16 protein-coding genes and 1 riboswitch are annotated in these 25,449 nt (G+C 40.6%); of the genes, 10 read left to right on the top strand and 6 right to left on the bottom strand.

The window, feature by feature from the left end; all coding sequences use genetic code 11:
* Positions 1-4: 4 nt before the first annotated feature.
* The 3 genes from AC0IWT_RS06955 (at position 5) to AC0IWT_RS06945 (ending at position 4,394) form a co-directional block, all read left to right on the top strand.
* The gene (locus tag AC0IWT_RS06955; protein WP_471796577.1) at positions 5-2,392 is read left to right on the top strand and encodes a DUF5703 domain-containing protein; all 2,388 of its coding nucleotides are present in this window, start codon (positions 5-7) and stop codon (positions 2,390-2,392) included.
* A gap of 68 nt (positions 2,393-2,460) precedes the next feature.
* On the top strand, positions 2,461-3,249 hold the full coding sequence (locus AC0IWT_RS06950; RefSeq protein ID WP_471796576.1) for an L-fucose dehydrogenase: 789 nt from the start codon (positions 2,461-2,463) through the stop codon (positions 3,247-3,249).
* A 122-nt stretch (positions 3,250-3,371) separates the two neighbouring features.
* The gene (locus AC0IWT_RS06945; protein ID WP_471796575.1) at positions 3,372-4,394 is read left to right on the top strand and encodes a zinc-binding alcohol dehydrogenase family protein; all 1,023 of its coding nucleotides are present in this window, start codon (positions 3,372-3,374) and stop codon (positions 4,392-4,394) included.
* 103 nt (positions 4,395-4,497) lie between these two features.
* Here the strand turns inward: AC0IWT_RS06945 and AC0IWT_RS06940 are convergent, their stop codons facing one another.
* The 5 genes from AC0IWT_RS06940 to AC0IWT_RS06920 all read right to left on the bottom strand — a co-directional run bounded on the left by AC0IWT_RS06940 (position 4,498) and on the right by AC0IWT_RS06920 (position 11,477).
* A complete protein-coding gene (locus AC0IWT_RS06940; RefSeq protein WP_056871061.1) occupies positions 4,498-6,198 on the bottom strand; it encodes a sodium:solute symporter family transporter in 1,701 nt (566 codons plus the stop codon).
* Positions 6,199-6,218: 20 nt separating this feature from the next.
* A complete protein-coding gene (gene araA, locus AC0IWT_RS06935; RefSeq protein WP_471796574.1) occupies positions 6,219-7,709 on the bottom strand; it encodes an L-arabinose isomerase in 1,491 nt (496 codons plus the stop codon).
* A gap of 159 nt (positions 7,710-7,868) precedes the next feature.
* Positions 7,869-8,570: an L-ribulose-5-phosphate 4-epimerase gene (locus AC0IWT_RS06930; RefSeq protein ID WP_471796573.1), complete on the bottom strand. Its 702-nt coding sequence runs from the start codon at positions 8,568-8,570 to the stop codon at positions 7,869-7,871.
* Positions 8,567-10,267, bottom strand: a complete 1,701-nt coding sequence (locus AC0IWT_RS06925; protein WP_471796572.1) for a ribulokinase — start codon at positions 10,265-10,267, stop codon at positions 8,567-8,569. The genes AC0IWT_RS06930 and AC0IWT_RS06925 overlap by 4 nt, the downstream gene beginning before the upstream one ends.
* A 178-nt stretch (positions 10,268-10,445) precedes the next feature.
* Positions 10,446-11,477: a GntR family transcriptional regulator gene (locus AC0IWT_RS06920; RefSeq protein WP_471796571.1), complete on the bottom strand. Its 1,032-nt coding sequence runs from the start codon at positions 11,475-11,477 to the stop codon at positions 10,446-10,448.
* A gap of 116 nt (positions 11,478-11,593) precedes the next feature.
* Between AC0IWT_RS06920 and rhaT the strand changes: the two genes are divergently transcribed.
* The 5 genes from rhaT to AC0IWT_RS06895 all read left to right on the top strand — a co-directional run bounded on the left by rhaT (position 11,594) and on the right by AC0IWT_RS06895 (position 18,813).
* The gene (rhaT, locus tag AC0IWT_RS06915) at positions 11,594-12,685 is read left to right on the top strand and encodes an L-rhamnose/proton symporter RhaT (RefSeq protein ID WP_471796570.1); all 1,092 of its coding nucleotides are present in this window, start codon (positions 11,594-11,596) and stop codon (positions 12,683-12,685) included.
* 18 nt (positions 12,686-12,703) lie between these two features.
* On the top strand, positions 12,704-14,824 hold the full coding sequence (locus tag AC0IWT_RS06910; RefSeq protein ID WP_471796569.1) for a bifunctional aldolase/short-chain dehydrogenase: 2,121 nt from the start codon (positions 12,704-12,706) through the stop codon (positions 14,822-14,824).
* A 148-nt stretch (positions 14,825-14,972) separates the two neighbouring features.
* On the top strand, positions 14,973-16,256 hold the full coding sequence (locus AC0IWT_RS06905) for a sugar isomerase (protein WP_471796568.1): 1,284 nt from the start codon (positions 14,973-14,975) through the stop codon (positions 16,254-16,256).
* 14 nt (positions 16,257-16,270) lie between these two features.
* Positions 16,271-17,656 carry an FGGY-family carbohydrate kinase gene (locus tag AC0IWT_RS06900; RefSeq protein WP_471796567.1) on the top strand — a complete coding sequence of 462 codons (1,386 nt, stop codon included), beginning with the start codon at positions 16,271-16,273 and terminating at the stop codon, positions 17,654-17,656.
* An 11-nt stretch (positions 17,657-17,667) separates the two neighbouring features.
* Positions 17,668-18,813: an alpha-hydroxy acid oxidase gene (locus AC0IWT_RS06895; protein ID WP_471796566.1), complete on the top strand. Its 1,146-nt coding sequence runs from the start codon at positions 17,668-17,670 to the stop codon at positions 18,811-18,813.
* A gap of 178 nt (positions 18,814-18,991) precedes the next feature.
* Here AC0IWT_RS06895 and AC0IWT_RS06890 read toward each other — a convergent pair whose 3' ends face one another.
* Complete coding sequence (locus AC0IWT_RS06890; protein WP_471796565.1) at positions 18,992-20,269, bottom strand: peroxiredoxin family protein; 1,278 nt, start codon at positions 20,267-20,269, stop codon at positions 18,992-18,994.
* Between the two features lie 137 nt (positions 20,270-20,406).
* A riboswitch (SAM riboswitch) is annotated at positions 20,407-20,514 on the top strand.
* 320 nt (positions 20,515-20,834) lie between these two features.
* Between AC0IWT_RS06890 and AC0IWT_RS06885 the strand changes: the two genes are divergently transcribed.
* Positions 20,835-24,002, top strand: a complete 3,168-nt coding sequence (locus AC0IWT_RS06885) for a SusC/RagA family TonB-linked outer membrane protein (RefSeq protein ID WP_471796564.1) — start codon at positions 20,835-20,837, stop codon at positions 24,000-24,002.
* Positions 24,003-24,013: 11 nt separating this feature from the next.
* The gene (locus AC0IWT_RS06880; RefSeq protein ID WP_471796563.1) at positions 24,014-25,447 is read left to right on the top strand and encodes a SusD/RagB family nutrient-binding outer membrane lipoprotein; all 1,434 of its coding nucleotides are present in this window, start codon (positions 24,014-24,016) and stop codon (positions 25,445-25,447) included.
* Positions 25,448-25,449 lie beyond the last annotated feature (2 nt).

The raw sequence follows: 25,449 nt of genomic DNA, 5'->3' as shown, positions 1-25,449 counted from the left end.
GAGCATGATTTTGACGGGAAAGATATCATACCCAAAATTAACGTTGGCTGGAAACTTAAATCCTCATCGTGTATCCGCAAAAATATTGTGGCTTTTTTTGAGCATGCGTAAAGTTGCACGCCATGGAACACTTGTTGTTGGATTTTTGTCGTTGTTTTCAAGTTCACAAGCCCAGGAAAGCCTGGTCTGGACTTCTCAAAGTAAAAATTCAGCAGAGTCGATGCCAGTAGGTGGGGGCGATGTTGGGTTAAACCTTTGGGTAGAAAAAGGAGAGGTTTATTTGTATTTGGCTCGAAGTGGAACGTTTGATGAAAATAATACGCTGCTTAAGCTTGGCCGGGTTAAACTCAAATTCAGTCCGAACCCGTTTGAAGGAAAAAACTTTAAACAGGAACTGATTGTAAAAGATGGCTACGCCACGATTTCTGCTACCAATGGCAATTTAAACGGACAAATAAAAGTTTGGGTTGATGTTTTTAAACCGGTGATTTATGTAGATGTGAGATCGAATCGGCCTGTTATTACCGAAGCAATTTATGAAAGCTGGCGCTTTGAAGATAAGGTTACCAAAGGAAAGGAAAATAATCAAAACTCCTATAAATGGGCTCCGCAAGGTGTTGTGAAAACTTTAAAAGATGAAATAGCATTTAATGGTGACGCCGTGCAGTTCTACCATCAAAACAAGAGCGAAACAGTTTTCGACGTGGCAGTAAAGCAGCAAGGGCTGGAAAACAGGAAATCAGAATTATACAACCCACTCAAAAATTTGATTTTTGGTGGCCTCATGCAAGGCGAGAATATGATTCCGGCTGGTAATTATGCAGGGAAATATCTTAGCACGCCTTTTAAGGCCTGGGTATTGAGAAGCAGGAAACCAAGTAAATCAGCCCACATAACGGTTAAACTAAGTACTTCAAAAACAACATCAATTCAGGAATGGGCACAAAGCTTAAATGCAATAGCGGTTAAAGCCGACCAAAAGCCGAGCATTAAATGGTGGAATAACTATTGGTCGAAAAGTTTTATTTATATGACTTCCGAAGATTCGGCTGCCAACCAATCTTCTAAAAATTACCAATTATTTCGATACATGTTAGGTTGCAATGCATTTGGTAAATATCCAACCAAATTTAATGGCGGCCTGTTTACGTTCGATCCTGAGCTGACCGATTCAACCTTAAAATATACACCTGATTTCAGAAACTGGGGTGGCGGAACACACACGGCGCAAAACCAACGACTGGTGTATTGGCCAATGCTTAAAAGTGGCGATTTTGAGTTGATGAAACCGCAGTTTGATTTCTATTTAAATCTGTTGAAAAATGCAGAAATTAGGACAGAAAAAGCCTGGGGGCACAAAGGAGCAAGTTTTACAGAACAACTTGAAAATTTCGGCCTGCCAAATCCTGCCGAGTATGGCTGGAAACGCCCTGTTGGTTTTGATAAGGGTATGGAATACAATGCCTGGTTAGAATACCAATGGGATACCGTACTGGAATTTTGTATGATGATTTTCGAAACAGAACGTTATAACGATGCAAACATCGAAAAATATTTACCGATGATTGAGAGTGCGTTGACTTTTTTCAAAGAGCATTATACTCATCTGGCCAAAGAACGTGGCGCCAAGGCTTTAAACGCTGATGGTCATTTGGTTCTTTACCCGGGTTCTGGAGCCGAAACCTACAAAATGGCCTACAATTCGACATCTACCATCGCCGCGTTAAAAACTGTTTTGGAGCGGCTGGTTGCACATCCCGGACTATCGGCAAAACAAAAAGCAGATTGGGGCGAAATGCTTAAAACCATTCCACCCATCAGTTTCAGAACGTTTAATGGCCACACCACAATCGCCCCAGCAAAACTGTTTGAACGTATTAACAATACCGAAACTCCGCAATTGTATCCGGTTTACCCTTGGGGGATTTTCGGAATCGGAAAGCCTGATTTAGAAACGGCAATAAATACGTTCAGATATGATACAGACGCTTTGAAATTCCGTAGTTACGTTGGCTGGAAACAGGATAATATTTTTGCGGCAAGGTTAGGCTTAACAGAAGAGGCTGCGAAGTTAACCACTGCTAAACTAAAGGATTCCGGCAGAAGATTTCCTGCATTTTGGGGCCCTGGTTTCGACTGGGCACCAGACCATAATTGGGGCGGATCGGGTATGATTGGGTTGCAGGAAATGCTGATGCAAACGGATGGGAAAAAGATTTATCTGTTTCCGGCCTGGCCCAAAGATTGGGATGTTCATTTTAAGCTTTTTGCACCTTATAAAACCACGATTGAAGGCACTTTAAAAAATGGAAAATTGGTATATTTGAATGTACTGCCACTATCAAGAAGAGCAGACATCATTAATAAAATGATTGAAGGAAAGAATGATTGAAATCGAAGATAATTGTGAACAGAAATAATATTCACAATTTGGTTTCAATATTTTATAAATAAGAAAATATGGACTTACAGTTAAAAGAGAAGGTAATCATCATCACCGGCGCAGCCAAAGGTATAGGCAGAAGCATTGCAGAAGTTTTTGCAAGGGAGCATGCAGTTGCGGTTATAGTTGGCAGAAAGGCAGAAGATAACGAAAAAGTGGTTGCAGCAATTGAGCAAAACGGTGGGAAAGCTGCCCAGTTTGTAGCCGAGCTTTCAAACCCTGCGGATTGCGAGAAAGTTGTAGCTGAAATTGTTGCAAAATTTGGCCGGATTGACGGGCTTGTAAATAACGCGGGTGTTAATGATGGTGTAGGCTTAGAGAGCGGGAATTATGAAGATTTCATGGCCTCTCTTCATAAAAACGTAGTTCATTATTATTTAATGGCTCATCACGCTTTGCCCGAACTGATTAAAAGCAAAGGAGCAATCGTTAACATAACCTCAAAAACAGCAGAAACCGGGCAGGGCAACACATCCGCTTATGCTGCCGCAAATGGCGGGCGAAATGCCTTAACACGTGAATGGGCAGTTGAATTGCTGAAATACGGAATTCGTGTAAATGCCGTGGTGGTTGCCGAGTGCTGGACGCCGGCTTATGAAACCTGGATTGAAACTTTACCTGATGCACAAGCCAAGCTTGACGAGATTACGGCGAAAATCCCTCTGGAGAACAGAATGACAACCGCGGAAGAAATTGCCAACATGACGGCCTTTTTGATGTCTGGCAAATCAAGCCACACTACGGGGCAAATTATACACGTTGATGGTGGTTACGTACATTTGGACCGGGCTTTGGCAAACGCCTAGAAAATATTATCATATTCTAAAGTGAGTGAATGATGGAGCTATTATTAAATTGATCACCACCGTTCACTCATTCAAAATTCTCTCATTCAAAAATTAATCATTCAAAATTCACTCAATACCTGATGAAAACCCTTACTTGCACAACACCAGGTACTTTCGAATATTCGGAAACAGAAAAGCCCGAATTAAAAAAGGACCATTCAATCATAAAAATCAAAAGAATTGGCATCTGTGGCACCGATTTGCATGCCTTCGAGGGGACGCAACCCTTTTTCAATTATCCGCGTGTTTTGGGTCACGAATTATCAGGCGAACTGATCGAAGCAGATGGCGCTGAAGGTTTTGCGATAGGAGAGGCAGTCACTTTTATTCCTTATTTTAATTGTGGAGAATGTATTGCCTGCCGCATGAACAAACGAAATTGCTGCGTTAAAATGCAGGTTTGTGGCGTACACGTAGATGGTGGCATGCGTGAATATTTGCAGGTTCCATCCAGAACGCTTTTACATGGAGCAGGATTGACTTATGATGAATTGGCTCTTGTAGAACCTCTGGCAATTGGCGCACATGGTGTGCGCAGAGCTGATGTTCAGCCCGGTGAATTCGTTTTAGTAATCGGCGCCGGGCCAATTGGTTTAGGTACCATGGAATTCGCCAGGATTGCAGGCGCAAATGTTATTGCTTTAGATATAAATGCAGACCGACTGGCTTTTTGTAAGGATAAGTTGAAAGTTTCGCATGTAGTAAATGCACTCGATACTGATGTTGTTCAACAATTGAGCGACATTACCAATGGCGATATGCCGACAGTTGTGATTGACGCCACAGGAAATCAGAAAGCAATTAATAATGCCATTAACTACATGGCTCATGGGGCCAGGTTCGTTTTAATCGGCTTGCAAAAGGGAGATCTAATCTTTAATCATCCCGAATTTCATAAAAGAGAATCTACGTTGATGAGCAGCAGAAACGCAACAATTGAGGACTTTTCCCACGTTATTAAATCGATGAAAGCAGGTTTGGTAAATCCAACAAACTACATTACCCATAAGGTAAAGTTTGATGCGGTTAAAGATGAGTTTCAAAGCTGGTTAAACCCGAAAAATGGCGTTATTAAAGCGATGATAACAATGGACAACGAATAGCGGCAATGGCTTTAAGCGCTTAAGGAATTTTTCGATTTCACATATTACAAAAAAGGGCAATTATCACTCCAGATAATTGCCCTTTTGTTTTATGATAAGTTATTTACCAGAATTTTACGTAAATAAGGGTAATTAAAAGTAAGGTTACTACAATAAGTACCAGTGTAGATGGCGCAACTTTAAACATCGATTTATCTAATTCGAATGCTTTAGGGTTTACTTTCGGTCCTAACAAGCTTAATCCAACCATCACTATCATGGTAAATAAAAAGGATAATCCCATGCAAATCAAGAATGGAATTTCATAAACACCATCTTTGTTGAGGTAAGCAGTGTATAAGAAATTTTCATGTCCGAACCAGGTTGGCGCGTAATTATTAAAAACCACTGAAAGCAAAAACCCGGTTACCAAGCCTGCAATTGCCGCAGTGCCTGTGGTGCGTTTCCAAAACATACCTAAAAGGAACATGGCAAAAACCCCCGGACTAATAAAGCCGGTGTATTTCTGTATAAAAGTGAAACCACCTTCGCCTCCAATTCCTAATAAATCATCCCAAGTTAATACCACCGACATTACGATTGCAACTACGATACTTAATCTTCCAACGACAACTAATTTCTTTTCATTTGCATCTTTGTTGATGTATTTTTTATAAATATCCAAAGTCCATATGGTCGAAATACTATTTGCCTTACCAGCTAAAGACGCTACAATGGCTGCCGTTAAAGCAGCTAGCGATAAGCCTTTTAATCCGTTAGGTAAAAAAGTTAAAACGGCAGAGTATGCATTGTCTGCAATAACTTTTCCGTTTGGAGCCATCTCGTGCTGCAAAGCACCGTTTCTATGTAAAACATAAGCTGCAATTCCAGGCAACATTACAATTATCGGCATACCTAATTTTAAAAATCCTGCAAATAATATTCCTGTTCTTGCGGTTTTTAAATCGGCACCCAGCGCTCTTTGTGTAATGTACTGGTTGCATCCCCAGTAATTTAAGTTCACAATCCATTGGCCGGCAAAGTACATCGCAATGCCCGGTAAAGCAAGGTACTTATTAACATATTCCTGAGATGAATTCGCATCAGGCTTTGCCAAAATCATTTTAAAATGGTCTGGCGAATCTTTCATCAACATTTTGAAACCGGCAATTGCATCTTTTCCAAGGCCAAAATGGTCACTCACCATGGTTAGCGCTATGTAAGTGGTAACCAAACCGCCGGCTATAAGTACAATAACCTGAATAACATCAGTAAAACCGATTACTTTCATGCCGCCCAGGGTAATGATTAATGAAAAGGCTGCCAACCCGATAACGATGTATTTGAAGTACATCGGGTCTATCATACTGCTAATGGCGATTGAACCCAGGTATAAAATTGAAGTCAGGTTGACAAAAATGTATAAAAACAACCAGAATATGGCCATTATTAAGCTTACCGTTTCATTGTACCTCGTTTGTAAAAACTGAGGCATGGTAAAGATTTTGTTTTTGAGGTAAACCGGAATAAACCAGACTGCTACAATAATCAGCGCAATAGCAGCTACCCACTCATATGCGGCAACGGCCATACCAACCTGAAAACCCTGACCACTCATACCGATAAACTGTTCAGCAGAAATGTTTGATGCAATAAGCGAAGCGCCAATTGCCCACCAGGTTAGAGAACCCTCGGCAAGAAAGAAGTCGTGACTTCCTGATGTAGCTTTATTTTTCTTGCTGCTGTAAATCCAATACCCGTATGCGGAAATCAGAATAAAGTAGAAGATAAAAACGGTGTAATCGACCGTCGAAAATCTGTTCATAATTTGGTTTTATTTGGTTTTTATTTGTAAAACATTTCGTTCCACTGAAGCTCGTTTCTGAACTGGTTTATTTTAGTTTCAGCGCCGATGTTAATATACTCGATACCGGCAATATTTGCAAAATCCGCAAGGTGTTCAGTAGTTAAATTTTGGCTGTAGGCAGTATGGTGTGCGCCACCTGCGTAAATCCATGCTGCACATCCTGTTTTCATGTCTGGTAAAGGTTTCCAAAGTACTCTTGCAACAGGTAGATTTGGTAAATCGTGTTCAGCCTCAACTGCTTTAACTTCATTAACCAATAAGCGAAAACGATTTCCCATATCAATTAACGATGCATTTAAGGCATCGCCGCCGGCAACATTAAACACTAAACGGGCAGGGTCTTCTTTGCCACCAATACCTAATGGATGAACTTCTAAGCTCGCTTTGCCACTCGCAAGTGAAGCGTCAACCTCAAGCATGTGTGAGCCTAAAACCATAGCATTTGCCGGGTCGAAATGATAGGTGTAATCTTCCATGAAGGCATTTCCGCCAGCTAATCCCGAACCCATAACTTTGCATGCCCGCACTAAAGCCGCAGTTTTCCAGTCGCCTTCGCCAGCGAAACCGTAACCATCGGCCATTAAGCGTTGCGCCGCAATTCCAGGTAGCTGAATCATGCCGTGCAAGTCTTCAAACGTGTCTGAGAAACCTTTAAAGTTGCCATCTTCCAAAAATTTTCTTAAGCCTAATTCAATTTTTGCAGCCTCATAAACGGAAGCATGTCTGGCACCGCCGGCTTTTAAATCATCAGCAATTTGATAGGTTTCTTCATATTCCTTCAATAAATTTTGTATTGCATTTTCATCAACAGCGTTGATAACTGCGACTAAATCGCCTATTCCATAGGTATTAACCGAGAAACCGAATTTCATTTCCGCTTCCACTTTATCACCATCAGTTACCGCAACATAACGCATATTATCGCCAAAACGAACAAATTTAGCGCCTTGCCAGTCGTGCCAGCCTGCAGCAGCACGGCACCAGGTATCAATTTGGGTCGCAACTTCTTCATCTTCCCAGTGGCCAACAACCACTTTTCTGTCTTTACGCATCCTGGTAACCATAAAACCAAATTCTCTGTCGCCATGTGCGCTTTGGTTTAAGTTCATAAAATCCATGTCAATCGAATCCCATGGAATATCACGGTTAAATTGTGTGTGTAAATGCAATAGCGGTTTTTGCAAAACATTTAAACCTCTAATCCACATTTTAGCAGGCGAGAAAGTGTGCATCCATGTTACAATACCGATACAGTTTTCGCTTGTATTTGCGCTTTGTAAGGTCTCAAAAATTTCATCTGTATTTTTAACAATCGGCTTAAAAACAACTGAAACGGATATTTTTGAATTGTCATTTAGCGATTTTGCTACTTTTTCGGCGTGGATTGCCACTTGTTTTAAGGTTTCTTCTCCGTACAAATCCTGCGTTCCTGTGATGAACCAAACCTCTAGTTTTTTTAAATCAATCATTTTATTGTGGTTAGAAATTAACTTTAATTTTTATTTATTTGAAAAGCAGTTTCAGGTTTCCATCGGTTACGAAAGTCCTGCTTTTCGTTTTATTCGGCTAATGAAAAATTAGCCTTCATGCACACTTCAATCAGGTTTAATTAACCTAAAGCCTGCATACTATTTTTGGCCGTAATAGGCATCGGCACCATGTTTACGCTCGTAATGTTTCTTTATCAGCGAGTCTTTTAGTCTCGGTGCGTTGGCATTAATTTGTTCGGTTAATATTGCCATTTGGGCAACTGCTTCCAAAACTGCGCTGTTGTAAACGGCTTTTTCGGCGGTTTTTCCCCAGGTAAAAGGGGCGTGGTTGCCAACCAAAATCATTTCTACTTCTTTGTGGCTTAAACCCAAACTTTCAAAATGATTCATAATCTGGAAACCTGTTTCATACTCATAATTTCCTTTAATCATTGCATCATCCATCGGCGGGGCGCATGGAATGTCTACCGTTAAATGGTCGCCATGTGTGGTTCCAAAAATTGGAATTGCCCTTTGCGCTTGCGCCCAGGCAGTACCGTAAGTAGAATGTGTGTGTACAATGCCCCCAATATCTTCCCAATGTTTGTACAGCACAGCATGCGTTTTTGTGTCAGAAGATGGGCGCAAATCACCTTCAACGGTATTGCCTTCAAAATCAACAATAACCATTTTTTCCGGCGACAGATTTTCGTATGGTACGCCACTTGGTTTTATCGCAAAAACACCTTTTTCTCTATCGGCAGCGCTAACATTTCCGAAGGTAAAAAGAATGAGGCCAAGCTTCGGTAATTGCATGTTTGCCGCGTAAGCCTGCTCCTTTATATCTTGATAGTTGCTCATGATATGTATGGTTTAACGTCTTTTTTATTGTATTTTTCAATGTATCTACCCAAGCCTAAATATTGCTGATAATGCTGACGGTAGATCTTTCTGTTTTTAGTTTCCGGCTGGTATTCCTTCTCAAATCCGGTTCCCATTGCATGCATCGCACTTTCAATATCAGGATAGATACCGGCCGCAACTGCTGCGAACATTGCTGCGCCTAACGCACATGTATGTTCGAAGCGGTGTATACGAATCGGCATTTCCAAAACATCAGCCATCATTTGCATAATATATGCCGACTTTTTTGCCACACCACCAATTCCAATAATTCCTTTAACCGGTACGCCTTGTTCTTTAAATCTATCTACAATACTTTTTGCACCGAAACAGGTTGCTGCAGCTAAGGCCCTGAAAAATCGTGGTGCATCTGTACCCAAACTCAGGCCGGTTATTGCACCTTTTAATTCCTGGTTTGCATCTGGTGTTCTTCTGCCGTTCAACCAATCCAAGGCTAGTTCAGGATAATCATCTACAGGTAATTCGGCAGCTTGCTTACTTAAATTTGCTATAATTTTGTGCTCGAGTTCTTCTTTTAAAGCCTGTGCCGTTTCAGCATCAATTAAAGTTGATTCTGACAACAAATTATTAATCGGCCAGCTTATTAAATTTTTAAACCAGGCATAAACGTCTCCAAACGCAGATTGTCCGGCTTCTAAACCAGCCATACCCGGAATAACTGAACCGTTAACCTGTCCGCAGATTCCGCTTACCAGTTTACCCTCCATATCTTTATTTGGTGCCACGAGGATGTCGCAGGTACTTGTACCCATTACTTTACTCAGGTAATAGGGTTCAATTTGTCCGCCAACGGCGCCCATATGTGCATCGAATGCGCCAACGCCAATTACAACATCAGTACTTAAACCTAACTTTCCGGCCCATTCGGCACTCAAATTTCCGGCAGCAACATCAGAGGTGTAGGTATCTTTGAAGAGTTTTTCCCGGTAACCCTTCAACAGGGGATCCAGACTTGCAAAAAATTCTTCAGGAGGAAGACCATCAAATTCTTCGGCCCAAAGTGCTTTATGGCCGGCAGCGCAACGGCTGCGTTTCATTTCTTTTACATCGTTTTTTCCACTCAACAAAAATGGAATCCAGTCGCAATGCTCAACCCACGAAACAGTATCTTTTCTAACCTGTGTATCAACCCGTAAAATGTGCAGCAGTTTAGCCCAAAACCATTCCGACGAATATATTCCGCCCACATATTTTAAATAGTTAACTGGGAATTTTGTAGCGTGACTGTTAATTTCGGCGGCTTCTTTTACAGAGGTGTGGTCTTTCCATAGCACGAACATTGCATTTGGGTTTTCCGCAAATTCTGGTTTTAATGCCAAAGGTGTGCCGCTTGCATCAACCGCAACCGGACTAGAACCCGTTGTATCGATGGAGATTCCTTTTACAAACGAGGTAACAGATTCGCCACCTGCTTTTGCAATACATTCTTTAATTGTATGGGTTAATCCTTCGATATAATCTAAAGGATGCTGTCTGAATTGATTGAGGGATGGTTTGCAATAAAGGCTTTTTTGCCATCTTGGATAAAGGAAAACAGAAGAGGAGATTTCTTTTCCGTTCTCGGTATCAACCAAAACGGAACGGACAGAATCTGTCCCGTAATCCACGCCGATTACATAGTTTGCTGTGCTCATAACAATAAATAAATGTCTAATTAACGTTTATTTATTTACAATTAAAAATTTTATCGTGTTTTAGACGGTTATAAATTTCAACATTTCTAGTTCAACTTGCAGCAAGATTAAATTCCGGCTCTGAAATTTCGATTTATATGCTATTTTCTATGGATTTGATTTGCGGATTTCGGGAATTCTATAACGATTTGCGTAGATTCAAATAGAAAGGAACATGGATTTTTTCGCGGATATTATTCAAAATACAATTTGCTGTTTCGGTGCCAAGCATTGCAAAATCGGTCGATATTGTGGTAATGCCATTTAAAATGATTCGTTTTAATGGCGTTTCATTGTAAGAAATTACACCCACGTCTTTCCCAACAACTATTCCCTGTGCCAGTAAACGTTCAATCAATGTTACTAAATCATCTTCCATTAAACTGATGTAAACCTCGCCTTTGCTTATTTCTTCAACAAGTATATTATCTACAACCTTATTATTGAAAGCATATTGCTGGCAAAATTTGTTAAAACCATCTAAAATTTCTTTTGGAAAGTAGCTGTTCTTCGGGAAAATAATTTTAAGGGTGTTGTATTTAGAAAGCGGCTTTGAAGCCTGTTCGAGTGCGTTGTAAATGTCTTGAGAGAAGTTTTCATAAACAGCTGAGTATTGGCCGGTAAGGCCGGGCAGCAGTTTGTCCAGAATTACAAGCTGCTCTCTTGGAATTTCGTTAATTAAATCGGCTGCTTTTTCATCGCCTTCGTTAAAATGCGGAATGATTACATAGTGCGTGTAACCATCTTTTTTGGCCTGGAGTAAATTTTTGAAAAGCGAAAAATCATTGTTATAAACATAAAGATCTATCGCTGCTTGTTCGCCAATTGCCTTCGTAAAAGCATCGTAAATAATTTTTTTGTGTGTACTAAGTTTGTTAAACAAGAGGCAGATTTTAAGCTTCCTGGAAAAATCAGTACTAATTACAAAATAGCCCTTACCAGGTATGGATTCGATAACCCCTAATTTTCTCAAGCGCCGGTAACCCTTTTCTGCAGTATCCCTGGAAATTTCCAGTACGAAACTTAATTCGTTTATAGAGGGAAGCATGCCTCCGTTTTCAATCTTTCCGGTTTCAATAGCGTACAAAATCGTGTTTACCAGCTGCTTGTATTTTGGCGTAGCAGAATATTCATCGATGATGATATGGCTAATTAAATCTTCAGATTTCAAAATTCCTAATTTATTTTTTCAAATATAGCAAAAGGCATTTCGTAATAGCATGACAGTACATAACAGTTAAGATTATTTCAATTTATACATTCGAAAACCAAATATAAAACCATGTTATGCAAGCGATTTTAGGGGTAATCTTTCATTTTATCGGCGGCTTTGCTTCCGGAAGTTTTTACATTCCTTATAAGAAAGTTAAGGGCTGGGCCTGGGAAAGCTATTGGATTGTTGGTGGCATTTTCTCATGGTTAATTGTTCCTCCACTGGCTGCATTCCTAACAATTCCAAATTTTACAGCTATTATATCGAGTACCAGCGGAAGTATTTTAATGCTCACCTATTTCTTTGGTATTTTGTGGGGTATCGGCGGGTTAACTTATGGTTTGGGCGTTCGCTACCTTGGCGTTTCATTAGGCAGCAGCATTATTTTAGGCCTTTGCATGGTACTTGGCTCTATCTTGCCATCTATTTATTTCGATTTTTTTCCTCAGGCGGGCAAAGACACTTTCAGCATGTTCATCGAAACAGGTTGGGGTAGAATGGTTTTGCTTGGGCTATTAGTTTGTGTTATAGGCATTGTGATTTGTGGTAAGGCGGGAATGATGAAAGAAAGAGAGCTAAAAGGCAGTGTTACCGACCCTCATGGTATGGAGGTAAAAACTGAGTTTAGATTTGGTTTGGGCTTATTTGTAGGTATTGTATCAGGGGTGTTAAGCGCTTGCTTTAATTTCGGTATCGAAGCAGGTAAACCAATGGCAGATGCTGCAAACGCAATTTGGAAGGCCGCGAATCCCTCGGAAACAGGAAACTTTCTTTTTCAGAATAATGTAACCTACGTAGTTGTTCTTTGGGGTGGCTTAACCACAAACTTTCTCTGGTGTATGGTTTTAAATGCCCGGAACAAAACTTTTGGCGATTACACCAAATCGACCACACCCTTGCTTAAAAACTACATTTTTTCGGCACTCGCCGGCACAACCTGGTTTTTGCAGTTCTTTTTTTACGGTATGGGCGAAAGCAAAATGGGAAATGGTGCAAGTTCGTGGATACTGCATATGGCTTTTATAATTCTTATCGCAAATGTTTGGGGACTGGTTTTGAAAGAGTGGAAAGGGGTATCAAAGAAAACGCTCACTACCGTTTTGGTCGGTATTTTAACCATCATCGTATCGGTATTAATTGTTGGCTACGGTAATTCAATAAAATAAAATTAAACATTAGTATAGATGTCTGTTAAAGAAACAAATTATAAGTACGTAAGCTACTTATGGGATGAAGAAGAGGCTGCAAAGTTAGCCGGAGATGAAGTTGCATTATTAATTTACCGCTCAAATTTGCTTGGTGCAGATTTACGTTTAACCAATTATGGTGGTGGAAACACATCATGTAAGTTGCTGGAAAACGACCCGCTAACTGGTTCAAAAACTGAGGTAATGTGGGTGAAAGGTTCTGGTGGCGATTTGGGAACATTGAAAAAAAGTGGTCTTGCAGCCCTTTACGTGGATAGATTACGGAGCCTGAAAAATATTTACCGCGGATTGGCCTACGAAGATGAAATGGTTGAACTTTTTAATCACTGCATTTTTGATTTAAGTTCCAAAGCACCGTCAATTGATACGCCGCTACATGGGTTTTTGCCTTTTGCACATATCGATCACCTGCATCCTGATGCAGCGATAGCTATTGCAGCCGCAAAGGATGGTAAAAGAATAACCGAAGAACTTTTCGGCGGAACGATTGGTTGGGTCGATTGGAAAAAGCCGGGCTTTGAATTGGGTTTAACCCTGAAAAAATGTCTCGATGAAAATCCTGGTATCCGCGGAATAATGCTTGGTTCTCACGGTTTGTTCACCTGGGGAAATACTGCCTACGAAAGTTACATCAATACATTAGAAGTTATCGAAATCTGCTCGGATTATCTTGCGCAGAACTACGGAAAAAAAGGGCCGGTTTTTGGCGGACAAAGCATTGAAAGCGCTGACGCTGCAAAGCGGAGCATGCAAGCTGCAACCCTGGCGCCGGTGCTTCGTGGTCTATGTTCTTCAAAACAGCACATGATTGGTCATTTTACTGATGATGTACGGGTTTTGGAGTTCATCAACTCAAACGATTTGAATCGTTTAGCGCCAATGGGTACGAGTTGTCCTGACCATTTTTTGCGTACTAAAATAAGTCCGCTGGTTTTGAATTTAGCAGCAGATGCGGATTTGTCGGATACGCAAACCCTGAAAGAAACTTTAACGCCTGCTTTTGAAGCTTACCGGGCAATGTATACCGATTACTACGAAACTTGCAAACACACTAACAGTCCTGCAATACGTGATACCAATCCGGTTGTAATTCTATATCCTGGTATCGGCATGTTTACCTTTTCTAAAGATAAACAAACGGCCAGAGTTGCTGCAGAATTCTACATTAATGCAATTAACGTTATGAAAGGTGCAGAGGCAATTTCTGAGTATACATCGTTACCGCATCAGGAAGCATTTAACATAGAATACTGGTTGTTAGAGGAAGCAAAACTTCAGCGCATGCCTAAACCAAAGCCATTAACAGGAAAAATCGCCTTAATTACAGGTAGTGCAGGTGGAATTGGTAAAGCAATTGCCAAAAAATTTGTTGCCGAAGGTGGCGTTGTCATTTTGAATGATATGAATGCAGAACGTTTAGACGCTGCTGCACATGAATTCGATGCCCAATTCGGCAAAGACTCTTACAGCACCGTAGTGTTGAATGTAACCAGTCAGCAAGATATTAATGCTGCTTTTGGTGCTGCTGCTTTGGCTTTCGGGGGTATTGATATTGTAGTTAACAACGCAGGTTTATCAATTTCGAAAACAATTGGCGACCATACCGAACAAGATTGGGATTTGTTGTATGATGTTTTGGTTAAGGGTCAGTTTTTTATAACGCAGGCTGCAACAAGTACAATGCAAAAGCAAGGTATTGGCGGCGATATCATTAATATTGTTAGTAAAAATGCGCTGGTTAGCGGGCCAAATAACGCAGGTTATGGCAGTGCAAAAGCAGCGCAGCTGCATCTAAGCAGATTAAATGCTGCAGAATTAGGCGCAGATAATATCCGTGTTAATGTGGTAAACCCGGATGCTGTAATTAGCGATAGCAACATTTGGGCTGGCGGCTGGGCCGAAGGTCGTGCTAAAGCGTACGGTGTTACGGTTGCCGAGTTACCGGCCTATTATGCAAAACGAACGCTATTAAATCAAATTATTCTGCCTGATGATATAGCCAACGCATGTTTTGCCTTTGTTGGTGGCTTGCTGCAAAAATCTACCGGCAATGTTTTAAACGTTGATGGCGGCGTAGCCATGGCATTTGTACGTTAATTAAGATAGTTTTAGTAAGTTGTTTCGCGAAGGCCCGTAGCTCATTGCGGGCCGAAATAACTTTAAAAGCTAAGTGTCTTTTTCACGAAAAAAATATATATTACCTAACCTCAGCCTGTTTTTACAGGCTGCTAAACCAAATACATTCATGAATATCGAGCAGCATCAAATAGAGCAACATAACGACGCCCATCTAACTTCTCATCAGCGTAAGCTTAGTTTTTTGAAAGAAGAATGGTCTCACGTTGATTTAGAAAATGTTATTCAAAAACTTGTCGATTTTCAGATTGCCATCCCAAGTTGGGCTTTGGGCACCGGAGGAACCCGCTTTGGGCGTTTTGCAATAACAGGCGGTGAGCCCAGAACCATTGAAGAAAAAATTGAAGATGTTGGATTGCTTCATGCCTTAAATGGCGGAAGTGGCGCAATCTCCTTACACATTCCCTGGGATATTCCGCAAAATGCGGAGTCTCTGAGAAAACTGGCATCAGGCTACGGCCTAAAATTCGATGCCATGAACTCGAACACTTTTCAAGACCAGTCGGGAAGCACACACAGTTACAAATTCGGTTCACTACAGAACGTAAATAAAGAAATAAGAAGGCAAGCCATAGAGCACAATGTTGAAGTAATTAAACAGGGCATTGCTTTAGGTTCTGATGCATTAACGGTTTGGCTCGCTGATGGTTCATGCTTTCCGGGTCAACTCAATTTTCGTAAGGCTTTTGAAAACACCTTGGAGAGTTTGCAGGAAATTTATTCGGCATTGCCAGAAGATTGGAAAATGTTTGTAGAATATAAGGCTTTCGAACCTAATTTTTATTCAACCACGGTAGGGGATTGGGGGCAATCGCTCCTCTACGCATCTAAACTTGGAAAAAAGGCCTTCACTTTGGTAGATTTAGGTCACCACTTACCAAATGCAAATATTGAACAAATTGTGGCGTTGCTTTTAATGGAAGGCAAGCTTGGTGGTTTCCACTTCAATGATTCTAAATATGGAGATGATGACCTAACGGCAGGAAGCATTAAACCTTACCAACTTTTCCTGATTTTTAATGAATTGGTTGAAGGCATGGACGCGAAAGGAATGAACCATGCGAAAGATTTGGGCTGGATGATAGACGCTTCACACAATGTTAAAGATCCATTGGAAGATTTGTTGCAATCTGTAGAAGCAATTATGATTGCTTATGCCCAGGCATTGTTGGTTGATAGAAAAGCACTAAATGCTGCGCAGGAGAATAATGATGTTGCCAAAGCTCAGGAAATTTTACAGAATACATTTCGTAGCGATTTGCGCCCATTGATTGCCGAGGCAAGGTTAAGAGCGAATGCCGCCTTATCGCCGATTAATTTATATCGCGAGCTTGATGTTCGCCACAATTTGGTTAAAGCCCGTGGCTTGGATACAGTTGCAACTGGTTTATAATTAGGGAGGAAAAAATGCCAAAAGCCGTAGCTGCGATATTTGATGTAGGAAAAACAAACAAAAAACTGTTTCTGATCGATGAAAATTATAACATCGTGTATGAGCGTTCGGCTCGTTTTGTAGAAACTAAAGATGAAGATGGCGAAGCTTGCGAAAATCTTGAAAGTCTCCGTTCATCTGTTTTCGATTCTTTAAATCAGGTTATGCAGTTGAAGGAATATGAGGTAAAAGCCATAAGTTTTTCAACCTACGGCGCCAGTTTCGTTTATCTTGATGAAGATGGCATGCCTTTAACACCACTTTATAACTATCTAAAAGCTTATCCTGAAGACTTAAAAACCGAGTTTTATTCCAAATATGGAGGCGAAGCGAAGATTTCGTTAGAAACTGCTTCTCCGATTTTAGGCAGTTTAAATTCGGGAATGCAATTGTATCGCCTTAAGAAAGAAAAACCCGAAATTTTTGCGAAGGTTAAGTTTGCTTTGCACTTGCCGCAATATTTAAGCTTTCTCATCACCGGAAAAGCAGTAGCAGATATCACCAGCATTGGTTGCCATACCCAGCTTTGGGATTTTGGTAAAAACGAGTATCACAAATGGGTTGAGGATGAAGGATTGACAGCAAAATTTGGAATTTATACGCCTGCCGATGCGGTCATGGATGCGAAATATGCGGACCGCGATTTTCAGGTTGGAGTTGGTTTGCACGATAGTTCGGCAGCTTTGATACCATATCTGGCAAATTTTTCCGTCCCGTTTATTTTGCTTTCTACCGGAACCTGGTGCATAAGTTTAAACCCCTTCAATCAGCAAGTTTTAACTGAAAAAGAACTGAAACAGGATTGCCTTTGTTACATGCATTTTAAAGGAAAAGCGGTAAAAGCATCGAGAATTTTTGCCGGTTATGAACACGAAATACAATTAAAACGCATCGCCGAACACTTTGACCGAGCTGCTTATTTGTTTAAACATTTGCAGTTTAATCCGGGGATGATATTGCGGCTGGCAAACAAAATCCCTGAAAATCAGACTCCGCAGACAGAATTTTCAGAGCAATCGGCTTTTGTAGAAAGAGATCTCAATACATTTCAAACTGCCGAGGAAGCTTATCATCAGTTAATTTTCGATTTGGTGAAGCAGCAGATATACTCCTTAAAACTTGTTCTTAATCAAGGCGTTAAAAGAATTTTTGTGGATGGTGGTTTTGGTAAAAATGCAATTTATATGCACCTTCTCGCCACGTCAATTCCTGACATCGAGGTTTATGCTTCTTCAGTTTCTCAGGCAACAGCAATCGGAACGGCCTTATCTATTCACGATTCCTGGAATAAAAACCCGCCCCCAAGCGATATTATTCAATTAAAATATTATTCTGCGATACAACGCAGTATGCAATTCTAAAATAAACACAAATGAGCTGGAAATATAATGCTAATTATCCATCGATTGATGATTTGAGAAACAAAGCTAAATCTAAAATTCCAAGATTTGCTTTCGAATACCTCGATGGCGGTTGCAACGAGGATGTTAACTTATTTCGCAATACTGATGAAATCAGGGCTTTGGAATTACTGCCGTTTTACATCAGAAACTTTAAAGAAACCTCTTTAAAAACTAACCTTTTCGGGCATACTTACGATGCGCCATTCGGTATTGCGCCGGTTGGTTTGCAAGGACTAATTTGGCCTAATGCACCAGAAATTTTAGCAAAAGCTGCTTTTGAACACAACATTCCATTCATCTTAAGCACGGTTAGCACGTCCTCTATCGAGCGCATTATGGAAATTACACAAGGAAATGCCTGGTATCAGTTGTATCATCCTGCAGAAAATGTAATTAAAGACGATATTATTGATAGGGCAGAAGCTTCGGGTTGTAAGGTACTTGTTATTCTTTGCGATGTTCCAAGTTTTGGTTTTCGGCCCCGCGACATCCGAAACGGATTGGCTATGCCGCCGAAAATGTCGCTTAGAAATATGCTGCAAATCTGTGGCCGACCTGAGTGGGCTTTACGAACGCTCTTTCACGGACAACCCGCTTTCGAAACAATGAAGCCATATATGCCAAAAGGTTTGAATATGAAACAGCTGGGGCTTTATATGAACAAAACTTTTTCGGGCAGGTTAAATGCAGAAAGAATTTCTACGATTCGAGATAAATGGAAAGGTAAATTAGTTTTAAAAGGCGTGGCCACAGAGGAAGATGCGCAGATGGCTGTACAGTTAGGACTAGATGGAATTATTGTTTCCAATCATGGAGGCAGACAACTCGATGCTGGTCAATCGGCGATTAAACCACTTACACAGATAGCACCTAAATTTAGAGATAAATTAACAGTAATGATGGATAGCGGAATTCGTTCTGGTCCGGATGTTGCCCGAACGATTGCAGCAGGTGCCGATTTTACGTTTCTTGGCCGTACCTTTATGTACGGCGTTGGCGCTTTAGGACACGATGGTGGCAGCCACACCATTGGCATTTTAAAAACGCAACTGAAGCAGGTAATGGACCAGGTTGGCTGTGAAAAAATCGAGGATTTACATCACCATCTTGCCTAAAAATTTAATTGGATTAAACTTGAACCGTCATTTTTAGAGCAAGCCGAGAAATCATTAAAATGGCGAGGCAGGGCTTGCAAAGCAAAGGTTAACATCAATTTCACGAGGATAGTTTAAGTTATAAATACAAAGCAAAGGCATTTCAATTTGAAATGCCTTTGCTTTGTAAACACTATTTTTATTTTGCCAACAGGCTATTTATTTCCTCGTTAAACTCTTTAACAAACTCATCGTAATATTTTCCCGTTGCTGGTCCGTTATAACCGGTATGTATTTGCGCAACATTTCCGGCTTTGTCAATAATAATTGTTGTAGGGAAAGATAAGAAAGAATTCAGCGCTGGTAATGATTCTGCCACGGCCTGCTTATCGGCCTTGCCAGCAATAACCTGATCATACTCGATGCCAAACCTGTTTCTGAAATTGGTAAGTGCCTTTTTTACATAGTCGGTATCAGTCTGTCTTTCATAGTGTAAAGCAATTACCTCAACGCCACGCTTCTTATTTTCTTTATACCATGGTGCAATAAAACCAGCTTCGTCGATACAATTCGGGCACCAGCTGCCTGTAATGGTTAGTACAACAACCTTGTTTTTGTATTTCTCGTCTTTTAAGGAAATTTTCTTTCCATTCACATCTGGCAAAGAAAAATCGAGCGTTTTATAACCATCTTTTAGGTAGGTAAGTTTGTAAGCATCCGGAAGCGCTGCATCCTTATTTTTGATTCCTGTAAAAGGCTGTGAACCTCTCAAACCTAAAATCTCACCGTTTAGCGTTCCGTTTTGATTAAATGTTCCTTTGTAATAAGAAGGCGAGGAGCCAATAAAACTTGATAACTGAAAATCATTTCCTTCTACAACACCTTCCAGATAGCGAGAATCGCCGGTTATTCTTAAAAATGTTCCGGTTAGCTTATTTCCGGTTTGCTTAAACAGACCAACGGTTTTTTCTTCTTTTCCATCCGGAGATTTAAAAACAACGTCGTAACTGCCCGAAAAATCTGCTGCTGCGGCCTTTCCATTTGTATCGAAGCGGTAGTTTTTCTTTTCTGCAAAAACCTGTGTAGCCCGGGCAGAACCGTTTTGTTTTCTCAAAATTCCACTCAGCTTGTTGTTTTCTATACCTAAAGCAAGCTCGTTATCAAACTGATCCAACTTAACAAAAATGGAATCTCCGTTTTGTACTACAGTTCCGCCTTCAAAACGCTCTTCGGCATTGCGGAAATACATTTTTTTTACACCGGCTTGCTCCGTAATTTCAAAATTGAAAGGTATTTCAAGACCTTCTTTTATTTTAAACACGCCCCGCCAGTTACCTTCTGCGGCAAAGGCTGCTGGTTGTTTACTATTTTTTCTATTGGTTTTTGTTTCGCTAGATGCCAAACTTGTTTGAGCATACACGGCTGAGAAATTTACTGTGGCAATTGCTAAAGCAATATATAATATCTTTTTTTTCATTTGGGACAACTTAATCTACTAAATCGGTCGACAAATATACCCATGTATTTTTCAAAGAAAAAATATTTATAAAAAAATCTATAAAAACTATAGAGTAAATATAATTAGTTATATCTTTGCCGAAGTTATTTTAAAATTACTTATCAAGAAAGGTGGAGGGAATGGCCCTTTGAAGCCTTAGCAACCGTCTGGTAAAATAGAAATGGTGCTAATTCCATCCGGCAATTTAGCCGGGTAGTTAAGTCAGTATAATGCTTTTTCTACGATTTATGTGGAGCGATCTGATTTACGAAGTGCTTTCTTTCGAGAAGCTTTTTTGATAAGTTGTTTTCACAAAAAATCAATCACATGGAAAAAACAAACGAAAAAAATCTTAACCATTCACGTTATTTTATGCACTGCCGGTTTTTCCGAATGTGTATGCCTGTAAATATTTAAGTGTTTTCAGGCTTCTAAGAGGCATCCAAATCTTATGTTTTAAACATAAAAAAAAGGAGGTTTTTAACCATCGTGGAATTGCTTTGCCCAATTTTTACTCTTTTTAATCAATCATTAATTAACTTTTATGTTTAAAAAATTTAAACTCCCTATTACAATACTGCTGCTCTTTTTATCACAAAAGCTTCTGGCTCAAAATTTAAATGTAACCGGAACGGTTAGGTCGGCCGATGGTGAAAGTATTCCTGGTGTATCTGTTTTGGTTAAAGAAACCAAGGCGGTGGTTGCTACTGATGTGAAGGGAAATTTCTCCATCAGCGCAGCCGATAAAAATACTTTAGTTTTCTCCTACATTGGCTTCCAAACCCAAGAGGTACAGGTAAATAAGAATGCTGGTCAACTCTCCATAACACTTCAAGCCAGTGAGAATGCACTTGATGAAGTTGTGGTAACTGCGCTTGGTATTTCCAGGCAAAAAAAATCATTAGGTTATGCCGTTCAGGAATTGAAAGGCCAGGATTTAGCAGAAGCAAAAGAATCAAATTTAGTTAACGCCCTCGCAGGAAAAGTTGCTGGTGTGCGGGTAACAAACAGTCAGGGCGATATGGGTTCCTCAAGAGTAGTCATTCGTGGTGAAACCTCAATTTCGGGGAATAACCAGCCACTGTTCGTTGTTGATGGTGTTCCGGTTGATAATTCCCAGCTAAATTCAGGCGGTGCCAGAGATTATGCAAATGCGATTTCGGATATAAACGCCGACAACATCGAGTCGATAAGTGTGTTAAAAGGACCTAATGCTGCAGCACTTTATGGCTCAAGGGCCGCTGCAGGTGTTATCTTGATAAAGACGAAAACCGGAAAATCGAAAAAGGGAATCGGAATTACACTTAACTCAAACGCTGTAATTGAAACAATTGCAACATTGCCAAATTATCAAAATGCATTTGGCCAGGGCTCTGAAGGTAAGTTTAGTTATGTTGATGGAAAGGGCGGAGGCGTAAATGACGGCGTTGACGAAAGTTGGGGGCCAAAACTTAACGGACAGTTAATTCCCCAGTTTTTTTCTAAAGGCGTTGCAGTGCCATTCGAGGCGCATCCTGATAACGTTAGAGATTTTTTTGAAACCGGCTATGCACTAAATAATGGCATCGCGATAGCTGATGCTTCCGAAAAATTCGATTATCGCCTTTCGTATAATAACCTTAAACAGGTTGGTGTAATTCCAAATTCCGGTCAGGGGAAAAACAACTTCTCCTTAAATACAACCTTAAAGTTAACACCAAAATTAAGTATTACGGCAAATGCCAATTACAGCAAACTTTCTGCCGATAACCTTCCGGGAACCGGCGGCTCCAGATCTACGAGTACTATGTTGCAGTTTACCTGGTTTGGCCGCCAGGTAGACATCAATCAACTAAAAAATTACCTTGATGAAAATGGTAATACTTTTAACTGGAACAATAGTTACTACAGCAATCCGTATTGGGTTGCATATGAAAATACGGTTTCGCAAGCCAGAAACCGATTAATTGGGAGTCTTGGTTTAAACTATAAAATTATCGACGGACTGGAATTTAATTTTCGTTCAGGTACCGATTATTATAACGACAGACGCAAAATTAGAGTTGCTTATGGTACAAACGGAACGCCATTTGGTTCCTATACAGAAAATGGTTTTACCGTAAACGAGAACAATACCGACGCCACATTAAATTTAAACAAGCAGTTAAATTCTGATTTTTCTCTGGAAGGCTTGCTGGGAAGTAACATTCGCTCGCGATACATAGAGCAAAACGACCAGAGCGCACCAAGATTGGCTGTTGCAGGTTTGTATTCGCTCAGCAACTCCCGCGATCCGTTAATTTCGTCGAATAATTATAGCAAACTAAAGTCATACAGCGTTTACGCCTCAGCACAGGTTGGATTTAGAAACTACCTTTTCGCCAACATAACCGCCCGTAACGATTGGTCGTCTACATTGGCCGCTCAAAACCGTTCTTACTTTTATCCTTCTTTTAACGGAAGTTTGGTGCTTACGGAGGCTTTCGATATTAAGGGCGCATTTTTAGATTATGCGAAAATTCGCGGTGGCTGGTCTAAGGTTGGTAAAGATGCCGACCCTTACCGCTCGGTAAATACCTACGTTTTTGGCGCACCGTTTGGTTCAAGTCCTCAACTTACAACTTCTGCGACGGATTTAAATCCAGACCTCAAACCCGAAACAACAACCTCAACCGAACTAGGCGCCGAAGCGGTGTTTTTCAAGAAAAGAGTACGCTTAGATTTGAGTTTATACAACACAAATAGCTATGACCAGATTTTAAGTGTTGATGTTAGTCCTGCAACCGGGTTTCGTTCTAAACTTTTAAATGCAGGTAAAATTAACAACAAAGGGATTGAGGTTCAGTTGGGGCTAACACCCGTTAAAAAGCAATTTACATGGGATATCGATGTAAATTATGCCGCAAACCGGAGTAAAGTTGTTGAGTTGGATGCAGCCGGATTGTTGCAGAATTATGTAATTGCCTCTAACTCGGCACAGGTTATCGCGGCTGTTGGCCAACCCTATGGAACACTTTACGGAAATGCTTTTTTAAGAGATGCGAATGGAAATATCGTTGTAAACGCAACCGGAGCACCACAAGCCGATCCAACCAAAAGGGTTTTGGGAAAATATACGCCCGACTGGATTGGTGGGATTTACAATACTTTTAGCTACAAGGCTTTCAGCTTAGGTGTTTTGGTTGATGCCAGTTTTGGAGGATCAATTTACAACGGAACATATGCTACCGGAACATATACGGGCGTTTTGGCCTCTACCTTGCCTGGAAGGGCCGCAGAATATGGTGGCATTTCCTATTATTACCCTGGCAATGTTAAAGCAAATGGAACCGTTCGGCTTACGGGAACTGCGCCGGCGGGCGTAACCGTTTACGACGACGGTATTATTTTTGATGGCGTGAGCGCTGATGGTAAGAAAAATGAAAAAATACTGCCTGCACAACAATATTATAAATCGTTCAGAACGATAGATGAAGCCAATATTTTCGATGCGTCTTATGTAAAACTTCGTGAGGTAAAACTGAGTTACAACCTGCCAACAAAATGGTTAAAGCCTTTAAATCTGCAAGGCGTTTCGGTATCACTTGTCGGCCGAAACCTTTGGATTATCCATAAAAATGTTGAGGATATAGACCCTGAAGTAGCGTTTAACACAGGTAATGGCCAAGGCTTGGAAAGCCTTTCTAACCCAACCACACGCAGTTACGGACTAAACCTAAACATTAAATTTTAACTCTTAAGAAAATGAAAAACTATAGAATTTATATATTGGCGATTTTCGCTTTTGCCATTTCATCTTGTAGTAAGGAGTTGGATGAAGTGAATATCAACCCAAATGCAACTGAAAATGCCCAGCCCGATTATCTCTTAACTGGCGCAATAAAAAATACCGCAGATGCTTACTGGAGCACGGCAAATACCATGAATTCGAGCCTGCTGTTTGTTCAGCATTGGTCTAAAATTCAATATACGGAAGAAGATCGCTTTATATTTTCAAACAGCAGTTTTACTTCGCTTTGGTCTACCGGTTATTCGCAAAGCATTACTGCTTTTAACAAAATAATCGAGTTGGGCGATGCACAGGCAAACCCTAATTATAAAGGTGTTGCGCTTGTTTTGCGTTCGTGGGTGTTTTTGTTATTAACAGATGCTTACGGGGATGTACCATACTCGCAAGCCGGAAAAATAAGCCAGTTTATAACGCCCGCATATGATAAGCAAAAAGATGTGTACTTCGGTTTGCTGGACGATTTAAAAAACGCAAAAAATGTTTTAGATCCTGCAGGAAAAGCTGTTGGCGGCGATGTTATCTACAATGGAAATATCACCAGGTGGAAAAAATTTGCTAACTCATTACGACTTCGCATTGCGTTGAGGATTGCCGACAAGGAGCCCGCAAAAGCAAAATCGGTTTTAGATGAAATTAAGGCAGACGGGGATTTGTTTATCAGTGATAATACAGACAACGCACAATTGAATTATTTAACTTCGCCACAACAAAATCCAGTTAGTGCATTGTTTGAAACCAGAGATGATTATCGCATAAGTAAAACAATTGTAGATAAATTATTTGCACTTAGCGATCCAAGGCTTCCCGTTTATGCGAGTAAAACTCAAACGGCCACGCCCGAACAATATGTCGGCGTGCCGAATGGCTTAACAAACTCCGAAGCAAGTATCTTAGGTTTCGCGAAGACATCAAAACCTGGAGCATACTTCTTAACCCCACAAGCGCCTGCTGTAATTTTTAGCTATTCGGAATTACTTTTTGATAGGGCAGAGGCAGCGGCAAGAGGATTTACAACGGAAAACCCGGCAGATTTGTATCAGCAAGCCATCAAAGCATCGTTAAAACAATATAATATTTCTGATGTAGCCGCGGCAGCTTATACTTCGCAACCGTCGGTGCAATATGATGTTGCTAACTATAAAAAATCTATTGGCGAACAGAAGTGGATAGCGCTTTTTGGTCAGGGTTTAGAAGCATGGGCTGAGCGCCGGCGGTTAGATTACCCGCAGTTAAACGCCTCTGCAAATACAGTGTTAAACGGACAAATCCCAGTAAGGTTTATTTATCCAGGTACCGAACAATCTTTAAACGGTACGAGTTATAAAAATGCTGTTGCCAGTCAGGGTGCAGATTTATTAACAACAAAGCTGTGGTTTGATGCTTTCTAAAA

Source organism: Pedobacter sp. AC464 (assembly GCF_979253075.1).
The sequence above is the reverse complement of the archived record's forward strand: the minus strand, read 5'-3'. Positions and strand labels throughout refer to the sequence as shown.

Bases quoted from the DNA above. Each gene is read 5' to 3' on its own strand.
- AC0IWT_RS06955 (WP_471796577.1), top strand. From the start codon at position 5: ATGATTTTGACGGGAAAGATATCATACCCAAAATTAACGTTGGCTGGA.
- AC0IWT_RS06950 (WP_471796576.1), top strand. From the start codon at position 2,461: ATGGACTTACAGTTAAAAGAGAAGGTAATCATCATCACCGGCGCAGCC.
- AC0IWT_RS06945 (WP_471796575.1), top strand. From the start codon at position 3,372: ATGAAAACCCTTACTTGCACAACACCAGGTACTTTCGAATATTCGGAA.
- AC0IWT_RS06940 (WP_056871061.1), bottom strand. From the start codon at position 6,198: ATGAACAGATTTTCGACGGTCGATTACACCGTTTTTATCTTCTACTTT.
- araA (WP_471796574.1), bottom strand. From the start codon at position 7,709: ATGATTGATTTAAAAAAACTAGAGGTTTGGTTCATCACAGGAACGCAG.
- AC0IWT_RS06930 (WP_471796573.1), bottom strand. From the start codon at position 8,570: ATGAGCAACTATCAAGATATAAAGGAGCAGGCTTACGCGGCAAACATG.
- AC0IWT_RS06925 (WP_471796572.1), bottom strand. From the start codon at position 10,267: ATGAGCACAGCAAACTATGTAATCGGCGTGGATTACGGGACAGATTCT.
- rhaT (WP_471796570.1), top strand. From the start codon at position 11,594: ATGCAAGCGATTTTAGGGGTAATCTTTCATTTTATCGGCGGCTTTGCT.
- AC0IWT_RS06910 (WP_471796569.1), top strand. From the start codon at position 12,704: ATGTCTGTTAAAGAAACAAATTATAAGTACGTAAGCTACTTATGGGAT.
- AC0IWT_RS06905 (WP_471796568.1), top strand. From the start codon at position 14,973: ATGAATATCGAGCAGCATCAAATAGAGCAACATAACGACGCCCATCTA.
- AC0IWT_RS06900 (WP_471796567.1), top strand. From the start codon at position 16,271: ATGCCAAAAGCCGTAGCTGCGATATTTGATGTAGGAAAAACAAACAAA.
- AC0IWT_RS06895 (WP_471796566.1), top strand. From the start codon at position 17,668: ATGAGCTGGAAATATAATGCTAATTATCCATCGATTGATGATTTGAGA.
- AC0IWT_RS06890 (WP_471796565.1), bottom strand. From the start codon at position 20,269: ATGAAAAAAAAGATATTATATATTGCTTTAGCAATTGCCACAGTAAAT.
- AC0IWT_RS06885 (WP_471796564.1), top strand. From the start codon at position 20,835: ATGTTTAAAAAATTTAAACTCCCTATTACAATACTGCTGCTCTTTTTA.
- AC0IWT_RS06880 (WP_471796563.1), top strand. From the start codon at position 24,014: ATGAAAAACTATAGAATTTATATATTGGCGATTTTCGCTTTTGCCATT.